This window comes from Polaribacter marinaquae, assembly GCF_038019025.1.
GTDB classification, from domain to species: domain Bacteria; phylum Bacteroidota; class Bacteroidia; order Flavobacteriales; family Flavobacteriaceae; genus Polaribacter; species Polaribacter marinaquae.
In genome coordinates this window covers 424,681-441,958 of sequence record NZ_CP150496.1, presented here as the reverse complement: position 1 = coordinate 441,958, position 17,278 = coordinate 424,681, and the positions used below count along the sequence as shown (strand labels likewise).

The following is a 17,278-nucleotide window of genomic DNA, read 5'->3' as shown; positions in this document are numbered from 1 at the left end:
AAACGCAAAAATATAAAAATTATACCGTTTACTCTAATCTAAGGTTATTTTGGATAACAAATAAAGTGTTTTATTACCGGTAAAGTTAAAGCTTGTAGGTTTAATTGATCTGAAGCTTTTGCAATATCTTTAAGTTTTCCTTTTTTATTTAAAATATATATTGGTGTTTTTAAATTATAAGCTTGATTGCTTATTTCTTGATGAAAAACAAAATAATTTACTTCATCTAATTCAATGCCTAGTTTTTTAATGGCTTTTTCTTTTTTCTTTTGAATGTAAGACTCATTAAAAATTCCTTGTTGAATTTCTACTCTTAATAACTTTCTATCAACAATCATTTTAGCTAAAAGTGATAAAACTTTATCATCATGATTTACCCATTCTTTAATAGCAGATAATACATCATAATCATCTAATTTAGAAAACATTTCTAAGGTTTCTAAAGTGAAGTTTTCTGATGATATTGGATTATATAAGAAGTATTTTAAAGAAGAACTAGCGTATAATTCTACTCCTTTTTCTGCCAATTCTTTTGCTCTTTTTAAAATATTAACCAAAATATTTTCGGCAACTAAACCTGTTTTATGCAAATAAACTTGCCAATACATTAATCTTCTGGCAATTAAGAATTTTTCTACAGAATAAATACCTTTATGTTCTATAACTAATTCATCATTTTTAACATTCATCATGGCAATTAACCTGTCGGATGAAATATTTCCTTCTGTAACACCAGTATAAAAACTGTCTCTTTTTAGGTAATCTAATCTATCAATATCTAATTGACTAGAAATTAATTGACATAAAAATTTACGTGAATTTTTACCTTCAAAAATTTCGATTGCTAAAGATAATTTTCCTTTAAATTCTTTATTTAATTTCTTCATAAACTTTAAAGAAATTTCTTCGTGGCTTATTTCGCTTACAATACTGTGCTCTAAAGCATGAGAAAATGCTCCGTGACCAATATCGTGTAACAAAATTGCAATACAAAGTGCCGTTTCTTCATCCTTAGAAATTTCTACCTGTTTAAAGCGAAGAACTCTTATTGCTTTTTGCATTAAATGCATACAGCCAACAGCATGATGAAAACGTGTGTGATTTGCACCTGGATATACCAAGTTAGAAAACCCCATTTGTGTTATTCTTCTTAATCTCTGAAAATAAGGATGTTCTATAATATCAAAAATTAATGAATTAGGAATTTGTATAAATCCGTAAATAGGATCGTTTAATATTTTAAGTTTATTGGGTTTTTTTTTCTTCAAAAGGACTAAAATTATCTATCTAAAAATGCAAAATACAATATTTCTGATGAGATAATTACGAAAAAAACCATAAATTTTATTGATGAAATTATTATTTGTCAAATTATTATAAAATTGGCAATATTTTATCATTAAACATGCATAATAGAAGTAACATTTACTTAAATTTATCGTTAAAGAATAAAACGAAATACATGAGCATACAAATTCTATGGGTAGATGATGAAATTGAATTATTAAAACCGCATATTTTATTTTTAGAGCGTAAAGAATATAGAGTTACAACTTGCACAAATGGTGCAGATGCTATTAATTTAGTTGAAGAAGAAAATTTTGACATCGTTTTTTTAGATGAAAATATGCCAGGTTTAACAGGCTTAGAAACTCTTGCAGAAATTAAACAGAAAAAAGCCAATTTACCAGTGGTTATGATTACCAAAAGTGAAGAGGAATATATCATGGAAGAGGCTATTGGGTCTAAAATTGCAGATTATTTAATTAAACCGGTAAATCCGAGTCAGATATTATTAAGTTTAAAGAAAAACTTAGATCATTCTAGATTAATTAGCGAAAAAACAACATCTAATTATCAGCAAGAATTTAGAAAAATATCTATGGATTTAGCCATGGTAAATTCTTACGAAGATTGGATTGAATTGTATAAAAAATTAATTCATTGGGAATTAGAGTTAGAAAACATAAGCGATCCTGGAATGCTTGGTATTTTAGAAAGTCAGAAACAAGAAGCGAATTCACAGTTTTTTAAGTTCATCAAAAAAAATTACGAAGATTTTTTAACAGGAAATGATAAGCCAACTTTTTCGCACACGTTGTTTAAAGATTATGTTGTGCCAGAACTTAAAAAAGAACAAAGTGTACTTTGGGTTGTGATTGATAATTTACGTTACGACCAATACAGAATTTTAGAGCCTTTAATTAACAATCATTATAAAAAAGACGAAGAATATACTTACTTTTCTATTTTACCCACAGCAACTCAATACGCTAGAAATGCGATTTTTTCTGGTTTAATGCCTTCAGAAATGGAGAAAAGGCATCCAGAATTTTGGAAAAACGATACTGATGAAGGTGGTATGAATTTATTTGAAAATGAATTTTTATCAGCTCAAATTAAACGTTTGAGTTTAAATATTAAACATGAATATTATAAAATTTCTACCTTAAAAAGTGGTAAAGAGTTAGCTGATAATTATAACGGTACAAAACAAAATGACTTAACTGCCGTGGTTTATAATTTTGTTGATATTTTATCGCATTCTAAAACAGAAATGGAAGTTATTAAAGAATTGGCTGGTGATGATAAAGCTTATAGATCTTTAACCTTAAGTTGGTTTAAAAACTCTCCGTTATTCGAAATTATACAAAAAGCACAAGCTTTAGGACAAAAATTAATAATTACAACAGATCATGGTACTATAAATTGTAAACATCCAACAAAGGTTGTGGGCGATAAAAACATAAGTTCTAACTTAAGGTACAAAACTGGTAGAAGTCTAACCTATGAAGATAAAGACGTGTATGCTGTAAGAAACCCTAAAGACATTTTTTTACCTACGGTTGCAATGAATGCTCCGTTTATTTTTGCAAAAGAAGATTTGTTTTTTGCTTATCCAAATAACTTTAATCACTTTGTAAAATATTTTAAAAACACATACCAACACGGTGGTGTTTCTTTAGAAGAAGTTATTATTCCTTGTGCGGTTTATAGCCCTAAGTAATATAAAATAATAGAATTAAAATAAACTGATAGACTTTAAAAACCTATCAGTTTTATTATTTTTGTGATATGAATAAAGATTATTCCTTAGATAATTTACCTGAAATTGCGACAGAATTGATAAAAGTTGCAGCTCATAAAACTTTATTGTTTTATGGTGAAATGGGTGCAGGAAAAACAACACTTATTAAACAAATTTGTAAAGTGTTATCTGTAGAAGATAATATCTCCTCTCCTACTTTTTCGTTGGTAAATGAATATGAAACTTTTTCCGGAGAAAAAGTTTTTCATTTTGATTTTTATAGAATTGAAGATGAAAATGAAGCTTTAGATATGGGTATTGAAGATTACTTATATAATAATACTTGGTGTCTTATAGAATGGCCACAGAATGTCGAAAATTTATTACCTTTAGATGCTGTTGAAATTCATTTATCAATTTTAGAAAATGGGCAACGCAACATTCAACTAAAATAACCAACTATGAGTTCATTTTCTCCATTTAGTAAAGAAGAATTAATTCCTCAAGAAGAAAAATTAGAAATTAAAAAACAAAAAGGAGAACTTTTTATAGGTTTGCCAAAAGAAGCTTACCTAAGTGAAAAAAGAGTTTGTTTAACTCCTGATGCAGTTGGAGCATTAACAGCAAACGGTCATCGAATTGTTATTGAAACGGGTGCTGGCGACGGAGCAAATTTTACAGATAAAGAATATTCTGATGCTGGTGCTAAAATTTCTTACAACGTAGAAGAAGCTTTTAAATGCAATATTATTTTAAAAGTTGCACCGCCTACAGAAAATGAAATAGCTTACATCAATCCGCAAGCTATTTTAATTTCTTCACTTCAATTAAAAACGCAATCAAAAAAATATTTTGAATGCTTAGCAAAAAAGAAAATTACAGCCATTGCTTTTGATTATATAAAGGATGAGCATGATTCTTACCCAATTGTAAAATCTTTAAGCGAAATTGCTGGTACTGCTTCTATTTTAATTGCTGGCGAATTAATGAGTGGCGTTAATAAAGGTAACGGTTTATTATTTGGTAATATTGGTGGTGTGCCGCCAACTAGTGTAGTTATTTTTGGTGCAGGAACTGTAGGTGAATACGCGGCAAGAACTGCTATTGGTTTAGGTGCAAGAGTTAAAGTATTTGATAACTCGATTAGTAAATTAAGAAAATTACAAGATTGTTTAAACTCTCCTATTTATACATCGACTTTACAACCAAAATCTGTTTCTAAGGCTTTAATGCGATGCGATGTTGCAATTGGTGCTATTCGAGGTAAAAGCAGATCGCCAATTTGTGCCACAGAAGATATGGTAGAAAAAATGAAAGAAGGTGCCGTTGTTGTAGATGTAAGTATCGATCGAGGTGGTTGTTTTGAAACTTCGAATGTTACAACGCATCAAACACCAACATTTGTAAGACATGGCGTTATACATTATTGTGTACCAAATATTCCTGCAAGATATGCAAGAACAGCATCTGTATCTATTAGTAATATCTTTACGCCTTATTTATTAAATATTGCAGAAGAAGGAGGTTTTGAGAATACAGCTAGGTTTGATAAAAGTTTAAGAAATGGTATGTATTTTTACCACGGAATTTTAACAAACAAAACAGTTGCAGATTGGTTCGATTTACCTTTTAGAGATATTAATCTTTTAATAATGTAACGTTTTTATTGATGTTTTATTCTATTAAAATAAAGTAGATCAATTTGAATAAATACATACAAAAAAACTAAATTTGCATTTCTAAAATTTTAGCATGTTAGCAAAAAGAATTTTTTATTATTTAGTTGGATTAACTTTAGGTTCTATTGGTGTATATTTTTTCTGGCAAAAGAAAAATGCTAGTTTCGATTATGGTATGGATGCCAGAACATTAAAAACAATCAGAATAAAAAAGCGTCTTTTTTCTGATGAAGCTAAAAATGCGATGCTAAAATTTGATATTGACACACTTAAAATATCTACAATTTTAGAAAATGGTGACGTAGATTTTGGTAAAGGAAAACCCAGACAAAAACCATGTGCAGAATATTTTGTTACAGGTAAAAAAGAGTTAGAGAAAGTAAGTTTATTAGTAAAAAGATGTGATTCTACTTCAACTATACAAAAGGTTATAGTTAATTAAATTTATTTTTTTATATTTATCATACAAGCCTATTCCGTTTAGAATTAATGGTTTTATTTTATCCAATCTATTTTGTTTAGTTGTTTCTTTTTTTGCTGATAAAATATGTTCACAAAACTCTCTTTTCTTTGCTATAGTAAAACTATTAAATTTTTCGGCTAGTATTTTATCACTTGAGAATGCAGAAGCCAATATGGTAGGTACTGCTAAAGGTTTTGTATTTCTTTTTGGCTTAATCTCTTTGCCAGCTTCTGAATTTGAAATTGCTTCTAAAATATAAGTTTTAATGATTTCTGGTTGAATTTCATTTGAATTATAAAACCTCATTTGGCGCATTGCTTTTGTTTTATCTTCTTGTGCATTTACAAGTAAATTAGCTTCATCTTTTAAAAATACGCCGTTATGAAACCAAATTCCGCAATAGTTTTTAAAAGCAGCAAAACCTAAAATATTTTTACCCTTATAAATATAGGCTGGAATTCCCCACTTTATATCTTCATCTAAAGGGAGTTTTAAAAGAATTGCTCTTATAGTTTCTAATTCTTTTTTCCAGTTTGATTTACCGTTAATATAAGAAGTAACATTTGCAGGCATTATTTGACATTTAAGTTATAATGTTCTTCAATTTTATCTACATTTTTTATAGTTTTCTTTACCCAATCGAAATAGATATTATTTTTCTCTTTTTCACTCAATTTCCAATCTAAATTAGAATTTCTAAGTTTTGTAGTTACATCTTGTAAAATAATTGCCGCAGCTACAGATATATTTAGACTTTCTGTAAAACCAACCATAGGTATTTTTAAAAAACCATCAGCAGTATCCATAACATAATCAGAAACACCTTCTGCCTCTACTCCGAAAACAAATGCAGATTTTTTTGTAATGTCAAAATCATGCAATAGACAAGAATCGTTGTGTGGAGTTGTTGCAATAATTTGATAACCTTGTTCTTTTAAACCGTTTAAACAAGTTTTTGTGTTATCACCATCGTTTCTATATCTATATTGATTTAACCATTTTTGAGAACCTTTAGCAACATGTCTAGAAACACTATTATTATATTTATTCTCTATGGTATGAACATCTTGAATTCCAAAAATATCACAAGTTCTTACAACTGCACTTGCATTATGAGGCTGATATATATCTTCTAAAACAACAGTAAAGTGGCGAGTTCTTTCTTCAAGAACTTTTTTAAATAATAATTTTCTTTTTTCTGTTAAAAAAGTTTCGAAATATTGTAATAATTTATCATCAATCATAATTACAAACTTAAAATTATTATTTTTAGGTTTCAATAACTATTACTAAAAATAATAAAAATCTATACTATTGAAAAATTTGGTTGTATTAACTGGTGCAGGCATTTCTGCAGAAAGTGGCATTAAAACATTTAGAGATGCTGATGGTTTATGGGAAGGTCATAACATAATGGAAGTTGCTTCACCTAAAGGATTTAATGAAAACCCTGAATTAGTTTTAGAATTTTACAACAAAAGAAGAAAGCAATTATTAGAAGTTTTACCGAATAAAGCACACTTTAATTTAGTTGAATTAGAACAATATTTTAATGTAAATATTGTAACACAAAATGTAGATGATTTACATGAAAGAGCTGGTAGTTCTGATGTTTTACACCTACATGGCGAATTGTTAAAAGTAAGAAGCACTTTAAACGAAAACGATGTTATTGAATGGAAAAAAGATTTAAATCTTGGCGATTTATGTCCTAAGAAAAGCCAGTTAAGGCCTCATATTGTTTGGTTTGGAGAAATGGTGCCATTGTTAGAAACTGCTATTAAAATTGTTGAAAAAGCAGATGTTTTAGTAATTATTGGTACTTCTATGCAAGTTTATCCTGCGGCTAGTTTAATAGATTTTGTAAAATCAAATACGCCAATATATTTTATAGATCCTAAACCTTCTGTATCAAACAAAAAATTTAAACAATTAGAAATTATTGAAGATGTTGCCAGCTCTGGAACCGATAAATTATTAGAACTATTAAAAGAATTTAGTTAATTTCGGGAACACTAGCTTTATAAATTTCTACATGTTTAGATGTTTCAATTTTATAATCTGTATTTGCATTTATCAAAATACATTCTCCTTTATCTAAATCTACAATAAAAGAATTATCTTTTATTGTAGCATTTCCTTCTAAAGCAATTAAAATTTCTATTGAATTAGATGTTTTATGATAAGTAATAGAATCATCCAAGGAAATTTTACTTAATTCGAAATCAATTGCCTTCGTTTTAAATACTGTTTCACCGTTTTGAGAATTGAAATTTCCTTTTAATATTTCTGGAATGGTTTCTTCAAACTTTGTATTTTTAATAAGTTCATCAACATCGATATGTTTAGATGTTAAACCTGCTCTTAAAACATTGTCTGAATTCGCCATTAATTCAATGTTTTTTCCTTCTAAATATGCATGTGGTACACCTGCATCTTGAAAAACAGCTTCGCCTTTAGAAACATTTAAAATATTGAAAAAGTAAATAGAAAAAATACCCTTATCAATATCTTTATTAGATTTACCGTGAATTGATTTAGCAGCCCAATAAGCAGGAGATGCTTTATCTAATTTATTATTTACATATTTAGGCAGAATTCTATCAACTAAAGGTTGTAAAATATTATTTACTTCGTTTTGAGAGTAATTCATTACTAATTTATACAAACCAGCAAAACCTTTATCTAAGAAAATTTCCTTTAAAAAGTTTAATTCTTTAGTTTGCTCTAAATTTTTTATAAGTTTATTTCTTTCTAAAAATCCGTGTAATAACCAAAAATCACTAAGCGCTACCATTATTTCTGGTTTATGATTTTTGTCTTTATAATTTCTATTTTTAGCGGTTAATGGTATTCCTTTACTTTCTTCTAAATTAAAACCATTAATGGCTGCTTCTATTGAAGGGTGAACTTGAATAGAAAGCATATTATTAACATCTAAGACTTTAAAAAGAAATGGTAATTTTCCAAATTTAGAGGTTACATCTTTACCTAAACTATCCGTTAAATTTTCCGCTATGAATTTATCCAGTAAGATATTTTCATTTTCTGTGATAACTTCTGATGGAGCTTTTATATGAGCGCCCATCCAATATTCTGCATAAGTAGTATTTTCTTTGATATTTTCTGAAACTAAATTAGGAATGTAACTAGTTCCACCCCAATCATAATTTTGAACTTTACCTTTTAATTTGAAAATTTTTCTCATTTTTAATATCGAATATTTACTGTTATTGGTATTTTACAACTTGTTGTAAATCATATAGTTTTCTAAACAAAACTCTTTGATCAGTTTCTTTTTTTAGAAAATCTTTTATATTTAATTTTGAAATTTTTTTAAAGATTTTCTGCTTTAAAAAAGAAATATTTTTTGAATATAAAATTAAACCTAATTCTTCATCATTAGATAAAAATCTAGCACCAGCTTTTATAGCAAGCATTTCTTTTTTTTGCTTTTTTAAATCTAATATAGAAATATCACAATCAGATTGTTCTTTAAACTTGTTAAGCAAATCTAATATATTTTGCACATTTCCGTTCTTAACAAGGCAAATTTTTACTTTTTTATTAAAACAAGGTTTTATTAAAACCTCTTTATCAATTTTTGATGTTTCATCAAAAACGATAACTAAACCATTTCTCATAATTAATTAAAATTTAATTTTTTATGAGAAAGTCCCTACTCTTTCTCTACTTAATTTGTACTATTTATTTTCTATAGTGCCATTTTATTTGCGCTAATTGACCAACAATTTTAACAGAGTCTTTCATCGAAAGTTTAGAACCATCTGCATGAATCCATCTTTTTAAAGGTTGCTCACAAAGAATTTCTTTCGCTTTATCTAATCCAAAGTGTAATGTTATTCTTCTAAAAATTTCTACATCAAAAATCCATTGAGTAACAAACTTTTCGCCAAAAGAGATGTCTATTACATCTTTATGAAATATTTTGGCACCACATTGTGTGTCTTTAAAGTCCATTTTTAGAATATTTCTAATTATATAGTTAATAGTTAAACTAATAATCTTTCTTGCAGATTCTTTTGTAATGTTTGCACCCATTCTACTAATTCTAGAACCGCTAACAATTTTGTAATTGGAGTTTTCTATAGTTTTAACCAAATCATCAAAATCTGATAAATCTGTAGACAAATCAGCATCTAAAAATCCAATGTAATCTAAATCTTCTTGTTTGGCCATATGTAACATACCTTGCCTTACAGCTTCTGCTTTACCTCCGTTTTTTTCACAATCGTAAACTGTTATAAAGTCTTCTCTACCTTTTCTAAGTTCATTTAAAACTTCTAACGTTTTATCTGTACTACCATCATTTACAAAACATAAATGATACCCAGAATGCTTTTTTATATAGTCTGTAAATTCGGTACTAAAAAGTCTTTTTTCTTCATTGTAACAAGGAATTACAACACCTACGCATCTTTCTTGAATAATTGTGTTTTTAAAAGTCTTTTTAGGCCCGTTATTTTCTGGTACACCTATTAAATTCTTAGCCCTTAAACAGACTTCAGTTAAACTTAATGGCTTCTTCATGTAATCGTTTACACCAAGTTCAAAACCTTCTGTAATCATATCATCATCTGTATTTCCAGAAAGAATCATTATTGGTGTTTTAGGCCTATTAGAATTTCTAATGTGTTTTACAATTTCTAAACCAGATATTGTAGGCATATTTATATCTACAATTACTAAATCTGGTTGAAAAGAATTAAATAATTCGATTCCTTTACGACCATCAGTTTCTGTAATTACTTCATATCCTATTTCTTTAAGTCTGTTTTCTAAAGGAATTAGAACTAATTTCTGATCATCAATAGCAAGTATTTTCATAGTTGAGTTTATTTTGTAAAACGATTACACAAATGTACTTTTGTTTTCTTTTGTTTTTTTTTTTATTGATACTAAAGGTAAATATCTTTAGATGAATGGTTTGTTAGTAAAGTTAAATAAAAAAAAACTAACCTTAAAAATTTTTATATTTACATTATTATAAGTTATAAATAGTTAATGAAAGAGAAGTCTAATAAATATTTAATTACAGCAATATTACTTGCCATTGTTTTTCATGGCTCTTCTATATTTTTTACGCTAGAAACAACTTATGATGCATTAATTCATTTATTTTTTGCAGATCATTATGCAAATGGATGGTTTGAACCATGGAACTACAAATGGTATACAGGCTTTACGGTACAAAGTTATCCGCCATTAGTGCATCAAACAATTGGAGCTTTATCTTTAATTGGTGGTTTAAAGTTTGGATTATTTACAGTTGCAATAATTGCAATCATTTTATTTGTAACGGGTTCCTATAGGTATTCGTTATTAATTACTTCTAATAGAACTGTTGCAGGTTACGCATCTGTTTTGGCTGTTTTTTCTTCTTCATTTGTAGAAACACTGCATATTTTTGGCCAATTACCAAGTATAGTTGGTGTTTCGATATTAATGCACGCGCTACCAGAAATTTATTTATGGTTAAAAACAGGTAAATATAAATTCTTTTTTACATCACTTTCATTAATTTCAGTAACCGTAACATCACATCACGTTACTCCTATTTTCGGAATGCTATTTTTTATTTTTCCGTTGATTGGAACTGTAATTATGGATGTTGCTCGAGAAGAAGTAGATTCTTATAAAGAAGTTAAATTTTCGTTATTTATAAAAACATTTTTTAAGCAGTTAAAAAAGAATATGGCTTTTGGGCTATCTGCATTATTTTTAATTGTTTTCTGTATTTTTCCATATTGGTTAAACTCGAAGAAGAATCCTATTACCCAAGTTCCTATTCCGCATGGTTCTAGAGATAGTTTTATAGAAGTTACATCTTCTGGTTTGGTGTTTTTTACAATTCCGTGGGGATTGTTATTATTTATTTTACCTTATATTTTTTATAGATATTATAGTAAAAGATACTTGTTTTTTGGTTTATCTTTTACAATGTTGGTAATTTTAGGTACTGGTGGTACAACACCAATTCCTAAGATGATTTTAGGTGAAACCGCCTTTAATATTTTAACGTTAGACAGATTTACACTTTGGGGTTCTATAATGTCGATTCCCATTTTTGGAGAATTTATATATCGATTTGTAGAAGGAGATTTAAAAGAATTAATACAGCGAAAATTTGGCGCTGTTTACCATCGTTTAATTGGTGGTATTTTAGCATCTATGTATGTTGCAATTGTAATTTTTACAATGAGTTTAGGATATTTTAGACCTTCTCAACCGCAGAAAATTAAAATGCTACCAATTGTAAATTTTTTGAGCCAAGATTCTCATGACCATTGGCGCTATTTAACTTTAGGGTTTGGCGACCAAATGGCTTGGTTAGCAGCACAAACAAATGCAATGAGTGTAGACGGAAATTATCATTCTGCAAGACGACTACCAGAGCTCACTACAAGACCAATAGAACGTTTAGAAAATTCAAAATTTAAAGGTGTTGCTGGTATTGGATCTTTGCAACAATTTTTAACAACACCAGAAAAATACAATTTAAAGTATATTTTTTCTAATGATAAATTTTACGATCCGGTTTTATTTTTCTGTGGATGGCAACGTTTATCTCAATTAGAAAACGGAATTATGGTTTGGGAAAAGTTAAATGTACCGCCAGTTTCATCAATTTTACCTAAAGAAGATGTGCCTGCTTGGGTAAAAATAATTTGGGGTACAATTCCGTTTTTAACAGTTCTAATTGCATTTATGTTTAATGTGCAGTCTTTATTTGTAAATAGTTTAAAAACAAGGGTAAAACCAAAACCAGCATATTTTAAATTTCAGAATAACTACACCAAATTTTCTAGTTTGGTATTAAAATCTTTACATATTTGGGCTGTTATTATGATTATTGTTATTTCATATGCATGTTACATGTTTTACATTAAAAATGATACCCAAAGGTCTCCAGAAAATGTTGTAAAAGCATATTACGATGCTATAGATTTTAAAGAATTAAATAAAAGTTATGGTTATATAGATCCGGAAGGAGATATGTCTAGAGCGCAATATCTTTTAGAAATTTCTGTAACAGATGGTCTGTTAAGTTCATACGCAAAATTAGATGCAATTACTGCCGATGTTATAAAAGAAACAGACAGTTTAGCCACTTTAAAGGTAGAAACAAAATGGATAACTCCATTAGAAAAATTATCAAAATTAGAATATAGAACAGCTGTTAAGAGAAAAGGAAAATGGTATATAAAAGCAACAAAAAAATCGATAGATTTACCACCAGATCAACTATATTCTAAAAATGTAACAGGTTATTTTAATCAAGGAAGAAGAAGAATAACCACAGAACAAACACATCATGAAGATGTTTTAAAACAACCTGTTTTAGAGATAGTTTCTGCAAAATTAATTAAGTTTAATAAGCGTTATTCTATAATTGGTGAAGTACAAAATATAGACAATGTACCTTCGGATGTGGTTTTAAAAGGAACACTTTATAACGACGATAATAAAGAGCTTGCAACTTATAATGCAAAACATATTTTAAAGCATAAATTGATGCCAAAAGAAATAAGTGCTTTCAGAATAAATTTTGAAGGAATTGCGTGGTCAAAAACAAAAGATTCTATTCCTAAAACATTTAATCCTGATGAATTTACACCAATAGAATTGAGTGAACAACCAACTAAATTTAATTTACAAGCGGCTGGTAATACGTCAAATTCAGATTTGTTTAAAGATATTGTATTAAGTGATGTAGAAATTTCTCAAAATAATATTAGCGGAACTTTATTTAATAGCGGAATTCAAGAAATTACAATTCCGCAATTAATAATTACTTTTTATAATGAAGATAAAGAGATGATTTGGGTTGATAATCTATTTTTAAAAGAAGGAATACGTCAAGAAAGAAAACTGCCTTTTAATTATCAAATACCAGAAAATCCAACAATAAAGACCATTAGCGACGATATGAGTTTTTGTTTTGTAAATGGTTTGCCAAATGAAGATATTGCTTTTAAAATAATACCTAAAAGAATTGAAAATCATACATTTGGAAAACTACAAAAAGTAGAACATTCTTTGTTTAGTTATGTAAGAATAGAATTGAATATGTATATCGGTAATCCTAAATAATGCAGAAAAAACAACATTTAATATTACTAATTATTTATTTTTTAACTCTTTGCTTAAATGCACAAGAAACAAATTCCGCAGGTAAAGTTTCTCTACTTACAACGCAAAAAGAGTTTCGTGCTTCTGATGAGATTTTTTTAGATTTTGGTGTAAAAGATTCATTAAATTTTAATCTTTATTGCTCTAATAGTTATGGTTCTTCGATAATTCATCCTGATAAAAATGATGGTAAATTAACATTTAGAATCCCTACATTTTTATCAAAAAAAAGAGGACTTTTAACATGGAAAACGATAGGTTTAGAAACTAATATTTCTGGTAGTTTATTTGTGAATTCTTTGCAACAGCCCAAAACCATAGAAACGTATTTAGGCCCGCCAAGTATAGACGCGGGTGCAATAGATTACACAATGTTAGTTGTAATACCTACAGATAGTTTAGACAATCCTATAAAAGATAATAGTAAAGTTGATGTAAAAAATCAGTTCTTAAAATCAGAAAGAAGTACCCCAATTTTTACAGATAAATTAATAGGTTACAAAAATATTTATTCTCCTTTAAAAAGTGGTAGAATGATTATTTCATCAGAATCTTATGGTTTAAATTCAAAAGAATTTGATGTAAATATTATGCCTGCAATTGCTACTAATTTTAAAATCTATGCAAAAAGGAATCATGAATATGCAGACGGAAATCAAATAACAACCTTTTATACATCAGTAATAAAAGACCGTCTTAATAATGTAATTATAGATGGTAGTTTTATAGAGTTTTACATTACAAATAAAAAAGGAAACATATTAAAAACTACTGGTACAACAATAAATGGTGTAGCACATGCGAAAATTATTCATCCAGATTTTGAAGAAAATTGGAGCGTAAAAGCGTATTCTATCGGTATTTCCGAAAGTAATGTTATAAATCTTAAGTTTAAGAAAGTAATAGATAATTATACTGTAGACTTTAATAATAACAATAGAACTATAAAAATTGGTCCTTTAGAGAGTTTTATGGGACAAATTATACCAGACGGTTTAATTGTAAAACTGTTTATTTATAAGGATAAAAAATTGATAGAAACTATATTTAGAGAATCTAAAGCTGGTTTTGCAGAATTTAATTTAAATCCGAATATTTTTGAGGACGGAATTTATGATTTCAAAACAAAAACTGCAGGTATAGAAAAAGAATTTAACGGTTTAAAAGTATGGTAAAAACTAATAGAAAAATAATTAGAGGCGTCTTAATGCTTACATATGTAATTATTATTGGTGTACTATTATTTTTAGTAAGTTCTTTATACAGCTTCTTAAATACCGGTGCAGACAGAAGTAAAATGTTGCATACAGAGGTTAAGAAAATAGATCAATATTTACCAAAAGTTACTTGGAAAGATGACGGAAATGAAGGTAGAAAAATTAGCGATCAGAAAGTAAAATCTGTAGAAAATGATTATTTGGATGCTTGGTATGTAAAACATATTGCATACAAAACAAACACAAGAGTTGGTATAGAAGATTATTTTACAGAAAGTGCAAGAACTAATATTTACAGCATTTTAGATTACAATAAGAAAAATAATATTACAGTAGAATCTACAACATTAAAGCATAATTTAGATATCGAATTTTTTAGTGAAGATGGGCAGTTATTGGTTTTAACAGATACAGATGCGTTAGAATATAAAAAAGTTTTTAAAGACAATGAGTTAATTTTAGAAACTACAGAGGTTAATACGTATAGATATATTTTATTACTAGAAGATGGTTTTTGGCGAATAAGACATATGGTTAAAGAAAACTCTAAACCATATCAACCAGAAATTACCACAGCAACATTAGCCTATAATGATATAAAAGGAATTAACTATTATCCGCAAGCAACACCTTGGGATATGTTTGGTGAAGATTATGATATTTCTATTATTGATAATGATTTTAAAATTATAGAAGATGCTGGTTTAAATACTATAAGAATTTTTGTTCAATATGAAGATTTTGGTAAAGCAAACGTAGATTACAACAAAATTTTAAAATTAAAAGAAGTATTGGATGTTGCTAAAAAGAATAATTTAAAAGCAGTTGTTACTTTGTTTGATTTTTATGGTAATTATGATGTGTTAGATTGGACTTTAAATCATAGGCATGCTGAAAAAATTGTATCTGCAATTAAAGATCATGAAGCTTTATTAGCTTGGGATATAAAAAATGAACCAAACTTAGATTTTGATTCAAGAGGAAAAGAAAATGTTGTTGGTTGGTTAAATTTTATGATTGATTTAATTAAAGATATAGACAAAGTTCACCCTGTAACAGTTGGTTGGTCAAACACAGAAAGTGCTACAATATTAAAAGATAAACTAGATATTATTTCGTTTCACTATTACGAAGATAAAGAGAAGTTTGAAAGTGATTTCTTAACTTTAAAGCTTAATATACTTAACAAGCCAATTGTTTTGCAAGAATTTGGATTGTCTTCTTATAGCGGAATTTGGAGACCTTTTGCAAGTTCTGAAGAAAAACAAGCTAACTATTATGCAGAAATGCAAAAAGTCCTGACAAAGAATAATATTTCTTTTATGTCATGGACTTTATATGATTTTGATAATGTGCCTAAAGAAGTTTTAGGTCGCTTACCTTGGAGAACAAATCCGCAGAAAAAATTTGGTTTTATAAATAGTTTAGGAGAAAAGAAACTTTCGTTTAAACATATTACTAACTAAAATTATTTCTTTGATTCTATAATTTTCTTAAATTCTTCTAAATAAATGTCTGTAATTCTTCCCATAGGAAATGCCGTTGCAGCTTTGTAGTTTGTTTCTCCTAATTCTTTTCTATACTCATCATTAGTTACAATTGCTTTAATAGCCTTTGCTAAACTTGGCACGCTTTCTGGTTCAAAAAACTCTCCTCTATAACCCTCGTCAATTATCAAGGTTGCTAAATCACCTAAATTTGGCATTACCACTGCTCTACCATAACTTCCGGCTTGATGTAAAACACCAGAACTACCTGTTGTAGATGTATACGGAAAAACAACTACTGCACTTTCTGTAAATAAAGGTGCTACTTCTACTTCTTCTACATAACCAGTAAAAGTAAGTTGTGGTACATTTTGGTATTTCTTTTTAACACTATCTAAATAACCTGGTACATTTGGATTGTCTGTACCTGCAATAACAATTTCTAAATCTAAACCTGTTTGACTTCTTACAATTTCTACTGCCTCTATCATAGATTCTACTTTTTTGTAAGTACCAAATTTACCAAAAGTCATTATTTTCATTGGTCCTTCAGGTAAATCTTGTGATGGATTTTCTGGAATTTCAAAAGTTCCGTGAGGAATCATTTTAACGGAATCTTTCTTATACTTATTTTTTAACGTAACTACATATTTATCCATAGTAACAGCTACTAAATCTGCTTTTAAGATTAATCTTGTTAACGATGTACCAATAAAATTATAAACTTTTTGAGCAATTTTATTAGAAGTAAAACCTGCACTTTCTAAATCTACTTGTTCTAAAATATTATGCAGTAAAACAATAGTAGGTATATTTTTTATTTTACAAACCCATGGTAAAGTTAGGCCAAGTGCAGCAGCAACTTTTTTATCACCAAACTTCATAAACTGTAAATTATACAAAATTGCATCTGGTTTTGTTTGGTTTATAGCTTTTGTTACATTTAAAACATTTGTATAGCTATTAAATTTCCAACATTCTTTTACAGTTATTTTACAACCATCTTCTTCAAAGTCTAAATCCTTTTCATCATTAGTAACATCTGTTAAAAGAATTAATTCTGTAATTTTTTCTTTAAGTCTAAAACTTTTTACCAAATGATATGCATATTCATTTAAAGTTACTTTACTTGGCGGATAAGCGGTTACAATTGCTAATTTCATATTCTTTCTTTTTAATAGTACAAATTTCTTTATTTTTTCTTTTAATTTTTAACGAACTACGTTGAAATACAGTTATCTATAGATAAT

Annotated in this window: 15 protein-coding genes; 8 read left to right on the top strand and 7 right to left on the bottom strand. The window is 28.0% G+C overall.

Features of this window, described 5'->3' with window-relative positions; all coding sequences use genetic code 11:
• Window positions 1-44 precede the first annotated feature (44 nt).
• Complete coding sequence (locus WG950_RS02060; protein ID WP_172830889.1) at window positions 45-1,268, bottom strand: HD domain-containing protein; 1,224 nt, start codon at window positions 1,266-1,268, stop codon at window positions 45-47.
• A 194-nt stretch (window positions 1,269-1,462) separates the two neighbouring features.
• Between WG950_RS02060 and WG950_RS02055 the strand changes: the two genes are divergently transcribed.
• The 4 genes from WG950_RS02055 to WG950_RS02040 all read left to right on the top strand — a co-directional run bounded on the left by WG950_RS02055 (window position 1,463) and on the right by WG950_RS02040 (window position 5,149).
• Window positions 1,463-3,007, top strand: coding sequence for a bifunctional response regulator/alkaline phosphatase family protein (locus tag WG950_RS02055; RefSeq protein WP_340933879.1), 1,545 nt, complete (start codon window positions 1,463-1,465; stop codon window positions 3,005-3,007).
• Between the two features lie 68 nt (window positions 3,008-3,075).
• A complete protein-coding gene (tsaE, locus tag WG950_RS02050; protein ID WP_340933877.1) occupies window positions 3,076-3,483 on the top strand; it encodes a tRNA (adenosine(37)-N6)-threonylcarbamoyltransferase complex ATPase subunit type 1 TsaE in 408 nt (135 codons plus the stop codon).
• 6 nt (window positions 3,484-3,489) lie between these two features.
• Window positions 3,490-4,686: an alanine dehydrogenase gene (locus WG950_RS02045; RefSeq protein ID WP_077809321.1), complete on the top strand. Its 1,197-nt coding sequence runs from the start codon at window positions 3,490-3,492 to the stop codon at window positions 4,684-4,686.
• A gap of 94 nt (window positions 4,687-4,780) precedes the next feature.
• Window positions 4,781-5,149 (top strand): DUF4258 domain-containing protein, encoded by a 369-nt coding sequence (locus WG950_RS02040; RefSeq protein ID WP_077809322.1) that lies wholly within the window; start codon window positions 4,781-4,783, stop codon window positions 5,147-5,149.
• Here WG950_RS02040 and WG950_RS02035 read toward each other — a convergent pair.
• Together WG950_RS02035 and WG950_RS02030 are read right to left on the bottom strand one after the other, a co-directional pair.
• Window positions 5,120-5,743, bottom strand: a complete 624-nt coding sequence (locus WG950_RS02035) for a YdeI/OmpD-associated family protein (RefSeq protein ID WP_340933873.1) — start codon at window positions 5,741-5,743, stop codon at window positions 5,120-5,122. The genes WG950_RS02040 and WG950_RS02035 overlap by 30 nt on opposite strands.
• Entirely contained in the window at window positions 5,743-6,414 is a 672-nt protein-coding gene (locus WG950_RS02030) for a TrmH family RNA methyltransferase (protein WP_340933871.1), read from the bottom strand. The genes WG950_RS02035 and WG950_RS02030 overlap by 1 nt, the downstream gene beginning before the upstream one ends.
• A gap of 70 nt (window positions 6,415-6,484) precedes the next feature.
• On the opposite strand from WG950_RS02030, the gene WG950_RS02025 reads away from it, so the two are divergent.
• The gene (locus WG950_RS02025) at window positions 6,485-7,174 is read left to right on the top strand and encodes an SIR2 family NAD-dependent protein deacylase (protein WP_340933869.1); all 690 of its coding nucleotides are present in this window, start codon (window positions 6,485-6,487) and stop codon (window positions 7,172-7,174) included.
• Here WG950_RS02025 and manA read toward each other — a convergent pair.
• From manA to WG950_RS02010, 3 genes are all read right to left on the bottom strand, one after another.
• The gene (gene manA, locus WG950_RS02020) at window positions 7,167-8,378 is read right to left on the bottom strand and encodes a mannose-6-phosphate isomerase, class I (RefSeq protein ID WP_340933868.1); all 1,212 of its coding nucleotides are present in this window, start codon (window positions 8,376-8,378) and stop codon (window positions 7,167-7,169) included. The genes WG950_RS02025 and manA overlap by 8 nt on opposite strands.
• A gap of 22 nt (window positions 8,379-8,400) precedes the next feature.
• Entirely contained in the window at window positions 8,401-8,814 is a 414-nt protein-coding gene (locus WG950_RS02015) for a hypothetical protein (RefSeq protein ID WP_340933867.1), read from the bottom strand.
• Between the two features lie 64 nt (window positions 8,815-8,878).
• Window positions 8,879-10,018, bottom strand: a complete 1,140-nt coding sequence (locus tag WG950_RS02010) for a response regulator (protein ID WP_340933865.1) — start codon at window positions 10,016-10,018, stop codon at window positions 8,879-8,881.
• Between the two features lie 177 nt (window positions 10,019-10,195).
• On the opposite strand from WG950_RS02010, the gene WG950_RS02005 reads away from it, so the two are divergent.
• From WG950_RS02005 to WG950_RS01995, 3 genes are read left to right on the top strand one after another with little or no spacing between them, the layout of a single operon-like run.
• Window positions 10,196-13,285 carry a hypothetical protein gene (locus WG950_RS02005; protein ID WP_079738867.1) on the top strand — a complete coding sequence of 1,030 codons (3,090 nt, stop codon included), beginning with the start codon at window positions 10,196-10,198 and terminating at the stop codon, window positions 13,283-13,285.
• Complete coding sequence (locus WG950_RS02000) at window positions 13,285-14,499, top strand: hypothetical protein (protein ID WP_340933861.1); 1,215 nt, start codon at window positions 13,285-13,287, stop codon at window positions 14,497-14,499. The genes WG950_RS02005 and WG950_RS02000 overlap by 1 nt, the downstream gene beginning before the upstream one ends.
• Window positions 14,493-16,007 (top strand): glycosyl hydrolase family 5, encoded by a 1,515-nt coding sequence (locus WG950_RS01995; protein WP_340933860.1) that lies wholly within the window; start codon window positions 14,493-14,495, stop codon window positions 16,005-16,007. Before WG950_RS02000 ends, WG950_RS01995 begins: the two co-directional genes overlap by 7 nt.
• A 2-nt stretch (window positions 16,008-16,009) precedes the next feature.
• On the opposite strand, the gene WG950_RS01990 is transcribed toward WG950_RS01995, so the two are convergent.
• Window positions 16,010-17,191, bottom strand: coding sequence for a glycosyltransferase (locus tag WG950_RS01990; protein WP_340933857.1), 1,182 nt, complete (start codon window positions 17,189-17,191; stop codon window positions 16,010-16,012).
• Window positions 17,192-17,278 lie beyond the last annotated feature (87 nt).

Bases quoted from the DNA above. Each gene is read 5' to 3' on its own strand.
- WG950_RS02055 (WP_340933879.1), top strand. From the start codon at position 1,463: ATGAGCATACAAATTCTATGGGTAGATGATGAAATTGAATTATTAAAA.
- tsaE (WP_340933877.1), top strand. From the start codon at position 3,076: ATGAATAAAGATTATTCCTTAGATAATTTACCTGAAATTGCGACAGAA.
- WG950_RS02045 (WP_077809321.1), top strand. From the start codon at position 3,490: ATGAGTTCATTTTCTCCATTTAGTAAAGAAGAATTAATTCCTCAAGAA.
- WG950_RS02040 (WP_077809322.1), top strand. From the start codon at position 4,781: ATGTTAGCAAAAAGAATTTTTTATTATTTAGTTGGATTAACTTTAGGT.
- WG950_RS02035 (WP_340933873.1), bottom strand. From the start codon at position 5,743: ATGCCTGCAAATGTTACTTCTTATATTAACGGTAAATCAAACTGGAAA.
- WG950_RS02030 (WP_340933871.1), bottom strand. From the start codon at position 6,414: ATGATTGATGATAAATTATTACAATATTTCGAAACTTTTTTAACAGAA.
- manA (WP_340933868.1), bottom strand. From the start codon at position 8,378: ATGAGAAAAATTTTCAAATTAAAAGGTAAAGTTCAAAATTATGATTGG.
- WG950_RS02015 (WP_340933867.1), bottom strand. From the start codon at position 8,814: ATGAGAAATGGTTTAGTTATCGTTTTTGATGAAACATCAAAAATTGAT.
- WG950_RS02010 (WP_340933865.1), bottom strand. From the start codon at position 10,018: ATGAAAATACTTGCTATTGATGATCAGAAATTAGTTCTAATTCCTTTA.
- WG950_RS02005 (WP_079738867.1), top strand. From the start codon at position 10,196: ATGAAAGAGAAGTCTAATAAATATTTAATTACAGCAATATTACTTGCC.
- WG950_RS02000 (WP_340933861.1), top strand. From the start codon at position 13,285: ATGCAGAAAAAACAACATTTAATATTACTAATTATTTATTTTTTAACT.
- WG950_RS01995 (WP_340933860.1), top strand. From the start codon at position 14,493: ATGGTAAAAACTAATAGAAAAATAATTAGAGGCGTCTTAATGCTTACA.
- WG950_RS01990 (WP_340933857.1), bottom strand. From the start codon at position 17,191: ATGAAATTAGCAATTGTAACCGCTTATCCGCCAAGTAAAGTAACTTTA.